Raw genomic sequence first — 15873 nt, 5'->3', positions numbered from 1 at the left:
TTGCTTTTTGAAGCCCCGCAAAAATAATATATCCCCCAATAATTAGCTAATAGCCAATAAATGGTTAAAATCCTTCATCTGATTGGCGCAAAACCCTTGTCCATTCGCTGATTTTATTATTTTTGCCGAGATTCTAACTATGGCATTAAGGATACATACCCAGCAATTGGTGAAACGCTACCGCAGCAGAACGGTGGTGAACCACGTTTCGGTGGAGGTGACGCAGGGCGAGATCGTAGGGCTGCTGGGCCCCAACGGTGCGGGCAAGACCACTACTTTCTATATGGTAGTGGGGTTGATCAAGCCGGACGAGGGCGAGGTATTCCTCAACGATCTGAACATTACCAAACTGCCCATGTACAAACGGGCCCAGATGGGCATCGGGTACCTGCCGCAGGAAGCCAGCGTTTTCCGCAAGCTCAGCGTGGAAGACAATATTTCCGCCGTGCTGGAAATGACGAAGCTGACCCGGGCGCAGCAGAAGGAGAAACTGGAAAGCCTCCTCAGCGAGTTCCGCCTCCAGCACGTCCGCAAAAGCCCCGGCGATGTGCTTTCCGGCGGCGAACGGCGCCGTACCGAGATCGCAAGGGCGCTGGCCGTAGACCCCAAGTTCATCCTCCTCGATGAGCCCTTCGCCGGCATCGACCCCATCGCCGTGGAAGATATCCAGGGCATCGTGGCCAAACTCAAATACCGCAACATCGGCATCCTGATCACCGACCACAACGTGCAGGAAACACTTTCCATCACCGACCGCGCTTACCTCCTTTTCGAAGGCAAAATCCTCAAAGCCGGGTCTGCCGAAGAACTCGCGGAAGACGAACAGGTAAGAAAAGTGTATCTTGGCCAGAATTTCGTGCTCCGAAGGAAAGATTACCTCGACGAAGCAGCAAAACAAGTAGAATAACCTATAACAAAACCCTGCTATAAACCGGTATGAAGATATTAAGTCCAGCCCTGTCGCAATTGGCCAGACTACGGATGGGGCGCATAGAGCACTTTATGCAGTACCCCCTGCAGGTTCAGCAGCAGGTCTTCCAGAGCCTGCTGAGCGCCGCGCAGTACACCGAGTTCGGCAAACAGTACGGATTCTCCAAAATATATAAAGTCGAAGAGTTCAAGCAAAGAGTGCCCGTTCATTCCTATGAAACCATGAAGCCCTACATCCAGCGCGTCATGGAAGGAGAACAGAACGTCATCTGGAACACGCCCATCAAATGGTTCGCCAAATCCTCCGGGACCACCGCCGATAAAAGCAAGTTCATCCCCGTATCCGTCGAAAGCCTCGACGAATGCCATTACCGCTCCGGCCGCGACGTGTTTTCTTTATATTATAATAATTACCCGGACTCCGACGTGCTCACCGGCAAATCGCTCGTGATCGGCGGCAGCCACCAGGTCAACAAACTTTCCCCCGATTCCGACAGTTATTACGGCGACCTGAGCGCCGTGATGCTCCAGAATATGCCCTTTTACGGCAACCTCCTCCGCACGCCCGACCTCTCCATCGCCCTTATGGACGAATGGGAAGAAAAGATCGAACGGATGGCCAGCACCGTGATCCACGAAAATGTCACCAACATCGCCGGGGTACCCACCTGGACGATCGTGCTCATCAAACGGATCTTCGAGCTGACCGGCACAGACAACCTGGCCGACGTGTGGCCGAACCTCGAAGTGTACATGCACGGCGGCGTGAGCTTCACACCTTATCGCGAACAGTTCAGAAAGCTCATCCGCAAGCCGGATATGAGCTACCTGGAATCGTACAACGCTTCGGAAGGCTTCTTCGCCGCGCAGGACGTGATCGGGCAGGAAGGGCTGCTCCTGTTCCTCCAGCATGGCATTTTCTACGAATTCATGCCGATGGAAGAGCTGGGGAAGGAATTTCCCCACACCCTGCAGCTGCACGAGGTGGAGCTGGGCAAGAACTATGCGCTCGTGATCAGCACCAACGGCGGCCTCTGGCGGTACCTGGTGGGCGATACCGTGCAGTTCGTATCCCTCGCGCCTTACCGCATCCGGGTGAGCGGGCGCACGAAGTCTTTTATCAATGCGTTCGGAGAAGAACTGATCGTCGACAATTCGGACAAGGCCATCGCCGAAGCGGCCGCCGCAACAGGCGCCGTGGTGAACGATTATACGGCTGCGCCGATCTATTTCAGCGACGGCGATTGCGGCGGGCACGAATGGCTCATCGAGTTCGAACAGCAACCCGAAAGCCTCGACGCGTTTATCGACATCCTCGACCGCTCGCTCAAAACCATCAATTCCGATTACGAAGCCAAACGGCATAAAGACATGGCGCTGCGCCGGCCCACGATGCACGCCCTCAAGCCGGGGACCTTCACGGAATGGCTGAAAAGCAAGGGCAAACTGGGCGGACAGCACAAAGTGCCGCGCCTCAACAACGAAAGGAATGTGCTGGAAGAAATTCTCCGGTTTATTGAAAAACAATAGGGAAAGGTGTAATTTTCAATACCTTCACTCATCATCAGACTAAAGTTAAAACTACACAGTTACAATGAAATTACTGGACAACAAAGTAGCCATCGTTACAGGTGCCAGCCGCGGGATCGGTGAAGCGATCGCGCTGAAGTTCGCCGAACAGGGCGCACATGTCGCTTTTACGTATGTAAGCTCCGATGAAAAAGCCAAAGCGCTCGAAGCCAGACTGCAGGCGCTCGGCGTGAAAGCAAAAGCGTACAAAAGCAACGCCGGCGTGTTCGAAGAATGCGAAGCGCTGGTAAACGATGTGGTGAAAGAGTTCGGCACTGTTGATATTTGCGTGAACAACGCCGGGATATCCAAAGACAACCTGATCCTCCGCATGAGCCCCGAGCAGTGGGACGAGGTGATGGACGTGAACCTGAAAAGCGTATTCAATATGACGAAGCTGGTGGTGCGCCCGATGATGAAAGCCAAAAAAGGCAGTATCATCAACATGAGCTCCATCATCGGGATCAAGGGCAACGCGGGCCAGAGCAGCTACGCGGCTTCCAAAGCGGGGATCATCGGCTTCTCGAAATCCATCGCGCAGGAGCTGGGCAGCCGCAACGTTCGCGTAAACTCCGTGGCACCGGGCTTCATCGAAACCGATATGACCCATTACCTGAAAGACGGCGAAGGCGCCAAAGCTTACCTCGACAAAATTCCTTTGGGTAAATTCGGCTCCCCCGACGATATCGCCAACGTTTGCCTCTTCCTCGCTTCCGATATGAGCGCCTACGTTACCGGCCAGACCTTGAGCGTTTGCGGCGGTCTTAATACTTGATAATCAATTCATTGAAATATGATGAAGGCGGGCCGGAAACGGTCCGCCTTTTTTTGTCGGCAGATGTATGCGGCAGAAAAAGAGGAAAATTGCGGGAACAGGGATTATATTGGTGGACGGAAATCCGCCGGTGCCAGGCATCCCGCGGACAGATATTGCATGTATGATATAGCGAATCCTAAAGAACGACACATGAAACTATCGTTTATCGGCCTGATCGCCGGACTGCTGCTCCCGGTAACGATGCAGGCGCAACAACGGCCCAACGTCATCGTTTTTCTCGTCGACGATATGGGGTGGATGGATACCTCGCTGCCGATGGGCGACAGCGCTTACCCGCTGAACAAACGGTACTATACGCCGAATATGGAAAGGCTGGCGGCGGAAGGGATGAAATTCTCCCAGGCGTACGCCACGCCGGTGTGCACCCCCACGCGCGTAAGCCTCATGACCGGTATGAACGCCGCCAGGCACCGCGTCACCAACTGGACGTCGCCGGTGAGGGACCGGTCTTCAGATAACCCCGACGATCAGTTCGGGCCGCTGGACTGGAACATCAATGGCTGCAGTCCGGTACCGGGAGTCCCGGGAACCGTATATGCCACACCGTTACCGCAGCTGCTCCGCGATGCGGGATATTTTACGGTGCACGTGGGCAAGGCGCATTGGGGCGCACAGGGCACGCCGGGCGCCAATCCTTATAATTTCGGGTTTACGGTGAATGTGGCGGGCCATGCGGCGGGGCATCCGCAGAGCTACCTGGGAACGGAGAACTACGGCAATATCCCCGGAAAGGCAAGCGTGCAGGCGGTCCCGGACCTTCAGCAGTATCACGGAACGGATACTTTCCTCACAGAAGCCCTTACCCTGGAAGCCCTCAAATCCATCGAAACGCCCGTCAAAAACAAACAGCCTTTCTTCCTGCATTTGGCGCATTACACCGTGCATGTGCCCATACAGGGCGACAAGCGATTCCTGCAAAGGTACCTCGACGCCGGCCTCGATACCCTGGAAGCGAAATACGCATCGCTGGTGGAAGGGATGGACAAAAGCCTCGGCGATATCATGGATTATCTGAAGAAAAAGAACATCGACAGGCAGACAGTGATTATTTTTATGAGCGACAACGGGGGCCTGAGCCTGGCCCCTCCGCGCACCGGCGCGCCGCACACGCAGAACGCGCCCCTGAAAGCGGGAAAAGGGTCTATGTACGAAGGCGGCATCCGCGAGCCGATGATCGTGAAATGGCCGGGCGTAACGAAAGCCGGAACAATGGCGAAGCAATATGTGATGATCGAGGATTTCTTCCCGACGATCCTTGCCATGGCCGGTGTGCGGTACAAAACCGTGCAGCAGGTAGACGGAAGAAGCTTTGTGAATATCCTGCAGAACCCCCGTTCCGCCGACTCCACCCGCCCGCTGGTGTGGCATTATCCCAACAAATGGGTCCCGCGCGACGGGCCGGGCATCAACTACAAATCCACGATCCGCCAGGGCCGCTGGAAAATGATCTACAACATGCGCGACGGGAAAAAGGAATTGTACGACATCGAAGCAGATCTTCGCGAATCGAACGATCTTTCCGCCGCCAACCCGGCGAAGGTGAAAGCCCTTTCCGCACTGCTGTCTGACCGGCTACGTGAATGGAACGCGCAGATGCCGCCGCTGAAAAATACCGGGAAAGCCGCGCCTTTCCCAGACGAAACCGAATAACAACACTATGCAGATACAACGACTGGCGGCCGCTGCGGCCCTGCTGCTGGGGCTTTCCGGCACGGCAATGGCGCAGCGCAAGCCCAACATCATCCTCATCGTTTCCGACGACCACGCCTTCCAGGCCATCGGCGCCTACGGCGGGCAGGAGGCACGAACGCCCAACATCGACCGCATCGCGCGGGAAGGCGTGAGATTCAACCGCGCCTACGTCACCAATTCCATCTGCGGGCCCAGCCGCGCCGTGATCCTGACCGGCAAGCACAGCCACCGCAACGGGTTTAAGGATAACGAGCATTCCCGGTTCGACGGCAGCCAGAACACTTTCATCAAAGAGCTCGGCAAAATCGGCTACAATACCGCGTGGATCGGGAAGTGGCACCTGGAAACCCAGCCCCAGGGCTTCTCGTACTGGCAAGTGCTCCCCGGGCAAGGGTCCTATTACAACCCGGACTTTCTCATGATGGACGGATCGAAGAAAAGATTCGACGGATATGTCACCAACGTCATCGAAGACGAAGCCGAGAAATGGCTCGACGGGCGCGATACCACCCAGCCTTTCTGTTTGGTCATCGGCCACAAAGCCACCCATCGCACCTGGATCCCCGACACCGCCGACATGGGCGCCTACGAAAACACGACGTTCAACCTGCCGGCGAATTTCTCCGATAAGTATGAAGGCCGGAAAGCCGCTGCCGTTCAGGATATGAGCGTGTCGAAATCCATGATCATGGGCTACGATCTGAAAATGTTCGGAGACAGCGCCGAAGCCAGCCGCGACGGCAACATCAAACGCATGAACCCCGCACAGCGCGCGAAGTTCGACGCTTTCTACGGCCCCATTTCCGACGGGCTCAAAACCGTCCGTTTCACCGAAGAAGGCTTCGCACAGTGGAAATTCCAGCGGTACATGCGCGATTACATGAGCACCGCGCTATCCCTCGACCGTAACATCGGCCGCACGCTCGATTACCTCGACCGCCACGGGCTCAACGATAATACCATCGTGATTTATATGTCTGACCAGGGTTTCTATCTCGGGGAGCATGGTTGGTTCGACAAGCGTTTCATGTACGAGGAATCTTTCCGTACGCCCATGGTGATGCGCTACCCCGGCGCCGCGAAGCCCGGTTCCGTCAACAACGATTTCGTCATGAACCTCGACATCGCACCAACTTTGTTGCAGGCCGCCGGCGCGAAAATCCCAGCGGATATGCAGGGAGCATCTTTCCTGCCGAGGCTTTCGGGGAAAGGCAAATCCCGGAAGGCGATGTATTACCATTATTATGAAAACGGCGAGCACGCAGTGTCTCCGCACTTCGGAGTGCGCACGGAGCGCTACAAGCTTATCCGGTTCTACAAGCGTGTGGAAAGCTGGGAATTGTACGATCTGAAGAAAGACCCCTCAGAAATGAAGAACCTCTACGGTCAGAAAAAATACCAGAAAATCCAGGCGAAACTGGTAGCCGAGCTGCAAAACGAGATCGGGCACTATGGCGATACAGACGCCATGGCCATCATGCGGAAAGGTTTATAAACCTTTGCCGGGAATCTCCGCACGGAAGTATTCCATGCATTTGCGGTCCTGCAGCGTCACGTACACGGTACGGCCATCGTGCCCGCCGAATACGAGATTGCTGCAGGATTTTCCTTTCAGGGGAATTTCCCGGTAGATTTCACCCTCCGGCGTGATCATGACGATCGTGCCTTTGCCGTAGCGGGTAACGTAAAGATTGCCTTCACGGTCGGTCTTCATCCCGTCGAACCCGAAATCGGGGAACTCGGCGAAAAGTCGTTTGTTGGAAATATTTCCTTCGGCGCTGACATCGAATTGCCAGATTTTGCGCTGCACGCTTTCGTTGACGTAGAGTGTTTTTTCATCGGGGCTCAGGCAGATGCCGTTGGTGGTGCCCATATTCCCATCGAGTAGGGTGGGGGTGCCATCGGGATCGATGCGCCAGATCTGGCCGGTGCCGGCTTTCCAGTTGGGATCGGAGGCGAAGAGCTGGCCTTTCCCGTTGATGCAGAAATCGTTGGGCTGGTTGAAGCGGTCGGAATGGCAGAAAACGCTGATATTCCGGGTTTTCATGTTCACTTTCAATATATTATGACCGATAAAGTCGGCCAGCAGCATATTCCCGGACTTGTCGAAAACGATGCTGTTGGCGATGCTGCTGTCTGGCAGGGTCACGAACACGTTGCCGCGGCCCGTAACGGTGCTGATGAGGCCCACGGTGCCGTCGCGCTTGAAATTCACCACGAACAACTGGCCACGGGCGTCGAAATTCGGGCCTTCGATATTGGTGGAAAACATGTTTTCCTTCGTAAGGTCGCGGGCAACATAGGGGATCTGGGCTTCCTGGCCGAGGGCCACGGTGGCAGACAGTGTCAATAGCGCGGTGATCAGGCGTTTCATACCGGTAAATTAATTTTTTTGACGGAAAATGGGAAATGCCCCTAATTTGCAGCCCGTATGATTCACGTATCGGATATCAAAGACCTGGAACTGCTCACGATCCATAAGGTGGGCAACGGCAATAACGACGAGCCTCTCGTGCTTTCGCAGCAACCGCTCGAACTGCAGGACGAAACCATCGGCACCCTGCTCCTCAGCTACTTCATCCAGCCATTCGCCAACATGGCCGAATATTTCCGCTTCACCCACGAAGCCGATATCCAGCTCAATGAAGTCTACAAATATTGCAGCCTCATCTTCGAAAATAAAGACAACTTCCAGGAGCAGTCCGTCAACATCGCCAAACACCTCTACAAACATTCCACCCACCCCAAAATCAAGGGCGGGGAACTGTATATCACCCATTTCTCGAAATGCCAGGTAGACGGCGAAGAAGTGGAAGCGATCGGGATTTTCAAGTCGGAAACCCGCGATACCTACCTGAAAGTGTTCCTCAACGACGAAAACTACCAACTGAATTACGACGACGGTATCAACATCAATAAACTCGATAAAGGCTGCCTCGTTTTTAATATCGAGTCGGAAGAAGGGTTCAAGGTCAGCATCGTAGACAGCAACAGCAAACAGGAGGCCGTGTACTGGAAAGACGCGTTCCTGCAGGTGGAGCGCCGCGCAGACAGCTACCATCAAACCGAAACGATGGTTGACCTTTGCCAGCAGTTCATCCAGAAAAAACTGCCGGAGGAGTTCGAAATGAACCGGATCGACCAGATCGAGCTACTGAAAAAATCCGCCACTTATTTTAAAGAGAAGGAAGAATTCAAAATGGAGGAATTTGCGGAGGAAGTGCTTGGCCATCCCGATGCCGTAGACGCCTTCCGCGAGTACCGCGATCATTACCGCGACGAATACAAGCTCGACGTGCCCGACGAATTCGAGATCAGCAACCCGGCTTTCAAAAAAGGCCAGAAATTCTTCAAGAGCATCCTCAAGCTCGACCGCAACTTTCACGTGTATGTGCACGGCAACCGCGAAATGATCGAGCGGGGGTACGACGAAGAGCGGAGCATGAATTATTACAAATTGTATTTCGAGGAAGAGAAGTAAGCACTAGTAATCCAGCTGCTGCTGCAGGCTGTCGAGTTGCTTGAGCGCGCGGAGGATCTCCGTGTCGTAGGGATTTTTTCCTTCGGACAGCGTTTTATAATTCCAGACGAACAATTGTTTCTGCGTGGTGTAAATCTTGCGCAGGATGCGGTTCTGCCTGCGGGAATCCTGTGCCAGGTGGAGCTTGTCGACCTCGTCCATGATGCGCAGGTTTTCGTCCATATAATAAATGGCGTAATTCTTCAGCCATTTCATCCTTTCTTCGTTGGTGCGGGCGGTGTAGGCGCCAGACGCCATGAGGTAATTCTCGTCCATTTTCGTCCTTTTTTCCAGGTAAACATTCACATCGCGCGGGGCGAGGAAGTAGGCGGCGGAGAAGATGATACCGCAAACGGCCAGTCCCAGCACCGTGAAGCCCGTTTTCCGTTTTGGGGAAGCGGTGGGGCGGAGGCCGGGAAGCCATAAAAGTCCCATGAGCAATCCGCAGAACAGTCCGCCGAAATGCGCGGCATGGTCGTAATTGGTGGAAAAGAAGATGGATGCGAGGTTCATGACGAGATAAATCCCGATGCTGACGAGCAGGGCTTTCCGCTCGCGCGGCTCGATGAATTTATGCAGCAGCAGGGCGAGGATGAACCCGAACAGCCCGAAAACCGAAGCGGACGCTCCGAGGGAAGGCGTGATATCGTACCACCAGAGCCCTGCGAGGGCGCCGCCGATGCCGGTGAGGAGATAGACGAGGGCGAAGCGGGCCCTTCCGAGGAGGGGTTCCAGGTAAATGCCGCACATCATTACCGCGTACATATTAAAAAACAGATGGAACCCGTTGGCATGGAGGAACCCGGCCGAAACCAGCCTCCATGGCTCGCCGAAGAGCGTGAGCGGCTTATAGTTGGCGCCTACGGCGTTGAGTGCTTCGCCGGCGGGCGTCCAGCCGCTGCTTTGCGGGAACAGCCATTTGTTGGTGGTGATGAGGAATATGAGGGCGTTGAGGACGATGAGGATCGGCGTCACGAAATAGCCTTTCACCGGCTTGAAAACCTGCGTGAAACCGTTCACGACCCTGCGGCTCCGGGTGAGGTGGACCGTTTCCCCTTCCGGACGGATGAGGTGCCTGCGCTCCTGGATCGCTGCTTCCAGTTCTTCCGGCGCAATGGCGGCGTCGATGGAATGGAGCGCCCTCAGCAGGCGGATCACGTTCTGGCGGTTGCGCCCGAAGTCTAGGACCTGCACACCGGTGGATACACTGAATAGTTCGATCTCTTCCTGGGAGAAGTCGATACTGACCTGTTCGTTCCAGGATTTAAGGCTGAAGTGGGTGAAAGCGGTGAGGCTATCGGGTGTGGCGGTGCCTACTTCCCATTCGAGGCTTTCGGCGGCGAGCCAGAAAAGGACGAGCCGTTCCTCCGTGCTGCGGTGGGAGAGAGAAGCGTAGGTGCTATATCGGGGTGGGAATCCGATCATGGTACAATAAAGAGAGACGCACCGGAATGCGTCTCTCATGTATACGAAGTTACTCGAAAATTATTGATTGTTTTCGGGCCTCGGCTCGCGGGGTTCCCTGGGTTCCCTGGGCTTTTGATCGCCGCCGCGGTTTTCGCGGGGTTCTCTTGGCTTTTGTTCGCCACGGGGCTCGCGCGGTTCGCGGGGTTTTTGTTCCCCTCCGCCACGGTTTTCGCGTGGCTCACGGGGTTTCTGATCGCCGCGGGGTTCGCGGGGCTCCCTGGGCTTTTGGTCTCCACCACGGTTTTCGCGGGGTTCTCTTGGCTTTTGGTCGCCACGGGGCTCACGGGGCTCGCGGGTTTTTTGATCGCCGCCGCGGTTTTCGCGGGGTTCCCGGGGTTTCTGGTCGCCACGGTTTTCGCGGGGCTCCCGGGGTTCCCTGGGTTTTTGGTCGCCGCCGCGATTGTCGGGCCGTTGTTCGCGGGGTTTCTGTTCTCCGCGGTTTTCGCGCGGCTTTTGTTCGCCGCCGCGGTTGTCGGGCCGTTGTTCACGGGGTTTCTGATCGCCGCCGCGGTTGTCTGGCCTGGGCTCGCGGGGTTTTTGATCTCCGCGGTTTTCGCGTGGCTTTTGGTCGCCGCCGCGGTTGTCGGGCCGTTGCTCCCGGGGTTTCTGATCGCCGCCCTTGCCTTTGTTCTCCTTCTGTTGCTGCTGTTCCTTCTGCTTTTCGCGGCTTTTGGCCTTGCGCTTCTGGGACGCTTTTTCGAGGGAGCGGAGACTGATCTGGCCTACCACGTCGGCAAACCCGAGATCGGCTTCCTTATTCGGTTTGGACGATACCACTTCCACCGCCTTCAGCTCGTCCGGACGGATGCCCTGGATATTGAGCTGGCGGATTTCCTTCACGCGGGTGATGGTGAGGGGGTATTGTTTGTTGCTGTTGTCGTAGGAGTACCACATCAGGTTCTTGAAGATGTCCCTTTTCTGCAGCGTGGCTTTGCCTGTGGAGGTTTCGATCACATCGCAATCGTCGGGGAAATCTTTCAGGGCGTCGAGATAGGTATCCAGTTCGTAGTTGAGGCAGCATTTCAGACGGCCGCACTGGCCGGAAAGCTTCGCCTGGTTGATGGAGAGGTTTTGGTAACGGGCTGCAGTCGTGTTCACCGATTTGAAGTCGGTCAGCCAGGTGGAGCAGCACAATTCGCGGCCGCAAGAGCCGATGCCGCCTACTTTCCCTGCTTCCTGGCGGGCGCCGATCTGGCGCATTTCCACCTTCACACGGAATTCGGAGGCGTACACTTTAATAAGTTCACGGAAATCGACACGGTCGTCTGCCGTGTAGAAGAAAGTCGCTTTCCGGCCATCTGCCTGGATTTCCACTTCTGCGAGCTTCATTTCCAGGCCCAGGTTGCGGGCAATGGCGCGCGCCTTGATCAGCGCGTCGCGCTCACGGTTCTTGTTCTCCGACATGCGGTGCATATCGTCGTTAGACGCGCGGCGGAGCACCTTTTTCACTTCGGGCGTATCTTCCACCCGTCTCTTCTTCATCTGCAACTTCACCAGTTCGCCGGTGAGGTTGACCATGCCTACGTCAAAACCGCTGATCCCTTCCACTGCCACCATTTCGCCCTTCTCGAACTGTTGTTTGGTGGAATTTCTGAAGAAATCTTTGCGACTACCGTTATTAAAACTTACTTCTAAAATATCGAATGGTGCTAAACTATCACTCAAGGGAATATTGGAAAGCCAGTCGAAGACGTTGAGGCGGTTACATCCGCCACTGCTACAGCCTCCATTGCTCTTGCATCCCGTCGGCTTCCCCTCTGCACCCGTACCACATCCGGCACAAGCCATATTATTCGGTTTATTAATTTAAAAAATGTTGATCCCTGGTACCCCAGGTCACTAAAAGTACATATTAACTTCCAGATTCAAAAGGGCGTATAGGGAAATAGCCGGACAAAGGTACGTTAAATAGTTGACAGCTAAACAGGCAGCGGACGGCCCTTAAAGACGTACTGAAGCCTGATGGAGAGCGCATGGAACAGGATTTTCCCGTTAGCATTCCGCTCGATGTGATAGTACGCATTGTCCAGTTCTTCCATGATCTGGCCCATTTGCCCGAGGTTGGCCAGTTTTTTCAGTTTTTCCGCGAAATCGATCTCTTCCTGCGTGAAAGCGAGCTGCGAGGGGTCCATATATTGAACGCGGAGACTGTGCTCCAGCACGTTGATGAAGTACCGGATGAACTGCTTCTGGTTTTCGCGGCCCATTTTGGCGCTGGCCATATGGTCTACCCACTCCTGGAGCCCCGCCCTGTTTTGCATAAAGATGGCATTCAGCCAGTTACGCAAAAGTTCGTGGTAATCGTTGTCGGAATGGTTGAGCAATTGCACCGCTTCACGATAGTTCCCCGACGCGATCGTCGCGATCTGGCGGGCGCGCGTTTCGGGAACGGCGTTCCGCTGGGTAAGGGCTTTCACGATCTCCTCTTTTGGCAGCGGATTGATCTTGATGAGCTGCGTTCTCGACAGGATGGTCGCCAAAATCTGCTCCTGGTTTTCCGCCACGAGGATGAAAACCGTATTGGCCGGCGGCTCCTCGATGAGCTTCAGCAGCCGGTTGCCCTCGTTCCCGAGGTACTCCGGCATCCACATGAGCAATATCTTGAAAGGGCTTTCGAAGCTCTTCAGGTTCAGTTTCCGGATGATGTCCTGGCACTCATGGGCCGTAATATTGCCCTGTTTGTTCTCCGCCCCGATGAACTGCAGCCAGTCGTACGCGTTGCCATACGGCTGTTGCGCCACGAATTCGCGCCACTCGGCGGCGTAGTCGGTGCTGACCGGTTTGTCGCCCGATTTGCGGGGGATGACCGGGTAGGAGAAATGAATGTCGGGATGGATATACTTCTGCGCTTTCACACAGGCGGAACACTGGCCGCAGGAATCGTGCCCCTGGCGGTTTTCACATACGAGGTATTGCGCAAAGGCCAGCCCCATGGGCAGCCCGCCCGCACCTTCGGGGGCCAGCATGATCATGGCGTGGCTGAGCCGGTTGTTCTCAACCGCATGCAAAATCTGGTCGCGCGTGGCTTCCTGTCCGATGATATCCGCGAAAAACATGGCGGTAAAAATACGGGATAATTGGTTATTTCCCTTCGATCGCGGCGGTCACTTCCGGACTAAAAACCGAAGTACGCGGTTTGAAAACGGCGATCAGTTCCCCTTTTTCGTTCAGCAGGTACTTCTGGAAGTTCCAGGTCACCTCTTCCGGGGCGAGCTGTTTGGCTTTCGCTTCTTCCGTCAGCCATTTGTAGATCGGGTGGATGTCTGAGCCTTTTACGGAGATTTTCGCCGCCATGGGGAAGGTTACGGCGTATTCCTTCGTGCAGAATGCCTTGATTTCGGCGTTGGTACCGGGTTCCTGGCCGCCGAAGTTGTTGGCGGGGAAGCCCACGATCACCAGTTTGCCATGGTATTGCTTGTACAGCTTTTCCAGCTCGGCATATTGCGGCGTGTTCCCGCATGCCGACGCGGTGTTGACGATCAGGATCTTTTTACCCTTGTATTTCGAGAAATCGATCTTGCCGCCTTCGATGGCGTCTACCTTAAAATCATACACATTCCCGAAAAGGAAGGGGAAAAGTGCGGAAAGCAGAAATATTTTGAACATGTTCAGACAGTTTTGAGGGATGGTTAAAAACTCGGTGTTGTCTATCCAAATATACGTTTCAACGCACAAAAAGCAAGCCCTATTTGCCTTGCTGCAGGTAATTGTCGAGCGGGAGGCGGTTGGTGAGCGACCGGGCGAGCGTCATTTCGTCGGCATATTCCAGTTCCCCGCCGAAAGCGATCCCCCGGGCGATGGTGGTCACTTTCACGGGATAGTCCTTCAACTTCTTCGATAAATAATAGATGGTCGTATCCCCTTCGATGGTAGGGCTCAGGGCCATAATGACCTCTTCCACACCGTCCCGCTGCACCCGCTCCACGAGGGAATGGATCTGCAACTGGTCTGGCCCGATCCCGTCGATCGGCGAAATAATGCCCCCCAGCACATGGTACACCCCATTGAATTGCTGGGTATTTTCAATGGCGATCACGTCGCGGATGGATTCCACGACGCACACTACTTTATGGTTGCGGGAAGCGTTGGCGCAAATGGTACAGGTATCTTCGTCGGAAACGTTATGGCAGGTTTTGCAGAACTTGATCTGCCGGCGCATTTTGGCGATGGCCTCCGCAAACAGTTCCACCTGGGCTGTATCCTGCTTCAGCAGGTGCAGCACCAGCCGTAAAGCCGTTTTCTTGCCCACGCCCGGCAGCCGCGCAAACTCGCTGACTGCATTTTCTATCAATGCGGAAGAGAAGATCATACGGCAAAATTACGGATATTGACTATAGTTTGACGTTAGTGGGGACCGTCCAGTTCTTTTTAACGTTGATGGGATCTTTAAAGGTAAACACCGTTTCAGGCTGCTTTTTCGGGTTGCGGTAATAAATGCCCGTATCCCAGCGCCCGTTGAAGTTCCGGTCCACGATCACGCGGATTTCGTACTCCCCGGGCTGGATGAGCCCGCGTTCCCATTTTCCATTTTTCACGACGCCGGTATATTTCACTTCCTTTCCGCCCTGCACCAGCTGCACCACGAACTGGTAACTGCTGTCGCTTTCGGGGAGGATGTGGCGGGCGCTGTCGCTCACGGTGAGGTTCACGGTCACGGTGCCGTAATCGTCCAGCTGTTTGGCTTCGAAACGGATGGTATCCGCCTTCGCCGTTTGCAGCCCGGTGGTATCGGTGGCGAAACCGGCAGGCAGGATCAGCTGGTAAGGCTTGCCGGGTTTCCAGTTATACGACATTTTGAACTGCTTCATGGTGGTATCCGCCACGGTCAGCCCGAAGCGCACGCGCTGGAGGGTCGTATCTTCCAGCAGCGAAATGGCGGAAGAATCGAGGCTGCGGATGGGGAAGTTGAAAGACAGGGTAAGACTGTCACCCAGTTCCTGGCGCCCGCCGCTGAGCTCGGCGCTCGCGATCAGTTTGGGTTTCTTCTTGTCGTCTTTCTTCTTTTCTTCCTGTTGCGGCTGGGCTTCTTCCGGCACGGCCAGGTCGTCGTATTTCGGCCGGAGCGAATCCGGCTCCTTGAAGAGCGACATATTTACATCCGCCATATTTTCCGACAGATCGAGCGGCGCATCGTAATAGGCGATGAGCTCGTCGGCTTCCGTATACTGGAAGTCGCGGTTTTCTTCTTTCAGGGCGAAAATCTTGTAAGTGCCCGGCTTGAGGTTCTTGAACCGGAATGTGCCGTTGCCTTTGGTTTTGGCCAGGTACAGCGGTTTTTCCTTGGACACCACAGAGTCTTCCGTGATATTGGAATACAGCATCACGGCCACGTTACTGTCCGGCTTGCCGGTTTCGGCGATGAGGATGGTGCCCGACAGGGTGATGGAATCGAGGTAATCGCCGGTAGACACCACGTACTGGAAATCTTCGATCGGGTTGCGCTCGTTCACGTCCTTCACGGCGTCTCCCAGGTTGAAAGTGTAAGTGGTATTGGGTTGGAGGGAATCCTTGATCACCATGGTCACCGTGCGCAGCTTGGCGGTGATCACGGGCGTGCGCTTCAGCGTGGGCGACACGATGAGCTTTTCCAGCACATTGTCCAGCTCCACGTATTCATTGAACCGGAACGTGACGCGCTGTTCGTTGAAATTGAGGGTGGAATCGGGCGGGGAAACGGACAGGACCCTCGGCGCCAGGGTATCCCGCGGCCCGCCGCCGGGCGGCACGATGTTGGCGCAGCCGGAAAAAAGATAGCCGCAAGCCAAAAGAACGATCCCAAAGCCACGCATTATATGATTCATGATTCCTTTTCGCTGAATTTTTATGATTTGCAAACTTACTGTTTGTTGGCCATTAA

Annotated in this window: 13 protein-coding genes; 6 read left to right on the top strand and 7 right to left on the bottom strand. The window is 55.1% G+C overall.

Features of this window, described 5'->3' with window-relative positions:
• The first annotated feature begins 139 nt into the window (after positions 1-139).
• The 5 genes from lptB (at position 140) to ACQKLP_RS25135 (ending at position 6524) form a co-directional block, all read left to right on the top strand.
• Complete coding sequence (gene lptB, locus ACQKLP_RS25155; RefSeq protein ID WP_341841982.1) at positions 140-907, top strand: LPS export ABC transporter ATP-binding protein; 768 nt, start codon at positions 140-142, stop codon at positions 905-907.
• 29 nt (positions 908-936) lie between these two features.
• Positions 937-2460 carry a GH3 auxin-responsive promoter family protein gene (locus ACQKLP_RS25150; RefSeq protein ID WP_427325853.1) on the top strand — a complete coding sequence of 508 codons (1524 nt, stop codon included), beginning with the start codon at positions 937-939 and terminating at the stop codon, positions 2458-2460.
• 64 nt (positions 2461-2524) lie between these two features.
• Complete coding sequence (fabG, locus tag ACQKLP_RS25145) at positions 2525-3274, top strand: 3-oxoacyl-[acyl-carrier-protein] reductase (RefSeq protein WP_427325851.1); 750 nt, start codon at positions 2525-2527, stop codon at positions 3272-3274.
• A 192-nt stretch (positions 3275-3466) separates the two neighbouring features.
• Positions 3467-4987 carry a sulfatase gene (locus tag ACQKLP_RS25140; protein WP_427325850.1) on the top strand — a complete coding sequence of 507 codons (1521 nt, stop codon included), beginning with the start codon at positions 3467-3469 and terminating at the stop codon, positions 4985-4987.
• Between the two features lie 7 nt (positions 4988-4994).
• Entirely contained in the window at positions 4995-6524 is a 1530-nt protein-coding gene (locus ACQKLP_RS25135) for a sulfatase family protein (protein WP_427325848.1), read from the top strand.
• Here ACQKLP_RS25135 and ACQKLP_RS25130 read toward each other — a convergent pair.
• A complete protein-coding gene (locus ACQKLP_RS25130) occupies positions 6519-7403 on the bottom strand; it encodes an SMP-30/gluconolactonase/LRE family protein (RefSeq protein ID WP_427325847.1) in 885 nt (294 codons plus the stop codon). The two genes, ACQKLP_RS25135 and ACQKLP_RS25130, sit on opposite strands and share 6 nt — an antisense overlap.
• A 57-nt stretch (positions 7404-7460) precedes the next feature.
• Here ACQKLP_RS25130 and ACQKLP_RS25125 point away from each other — a divergent pair, with 57 nt between their 5' ends.
• Positions 7461-8510: a nucleoid-associated protein gene (locus tag ACQKLP_RS25125; protein WP_341841976.1), complete on the top strand. Its 1050-nt coding sequence runs from the start codon at positions 7461-7463 to the stop codon at positions 8508-8510.
• A gap of 3 nt (positions 8511-8513) precedes the next feature.
• Here the strand turns inward: ACQKLP_RS25125 and ACQKLP_RS25120 are convergent, their stop codons facing one another.
• The 6 genes from ACQKLP_RS25120 to ACQKLP_RS25095 form a co-directional block, all read right to left on the bottom strand.
• Entirely contained in the window at positions 8514-10013 is a 1500-nt protein-coding gene (locus tag ACQKLP_RS25120) for a rhomboid family intramembrane serine protease (RefSeq protein WP_427325845.1), read from the bottom strand.
• Between the two features lie 21 nt (positions 10014-10034).
• Positions 10035-11681: a regulatory iron-sulfur-containing complex subunit RicT gene (gene ricT / locus ACQKLP_RS25115; RefSeq protein ID WP_427325843.1), complete on the bottom strand. Its 1647-nt coding sequence runs from the start codon at positions 11679-11681 to the stop codon at positions 10035-10037.
• 254 nt (positions 11682-11935) lie between these two features.
• Entirely contained in the window at positions 11936-13072 is a 1137-nt protein-coding gene (locus ACQKLP_RS25110; RefSeq protein ID WP_427325841.1) for an ATP-binding protein, read from the bottom strand.
• 25 nt (positions 13073-13097) lie between these two features.
• A complete protein-coding gene (locus ACQKLP_RS25105; RefSeq protein WP_427325840.1) occupies positions 13098-13622 on the bottom strand; it encodes a glutathione peroxidase in 525 nt (174 codons plus the stop codon).
• A 79-nt stretch (positions 13623-13701) separates the two neighbouring features.
• Entirely contained in the window at positions 13702-14325 is a 624-nt protein-coding gene (gene recR / locus ACQKLP_RS25100) for a recombination mediator RecR (protein WP_427325839.1), read from the bottom strand.
• Between the two features lie 22 nt (positions 14326-14347).
• Entirely contained in the window at positions 14348-15817 is a 1470-nt protein-coding gene (locus ACQKLP_RS25095) for an Ig-like domain-containing domain (RefSeq protein ID WP_427325838.1), read from the bottom strand.
• Positions 15818-15873 lie beyond the last annotated feature (56 nt).

The organism is Chitinophaga sp. NPDC101104 (genome assembly GCF_050277495.1).
In the GTDB taxonomy this organism is placed as follows: domain Bacteria; phylum Bacteroidota; class Bacteroidia; order Chitinophagales; family Chitinophagaceae; genus Chitinophaga.
This window is presented reverse-complemented; position numbering and strand designations above follow the sequence as displayed.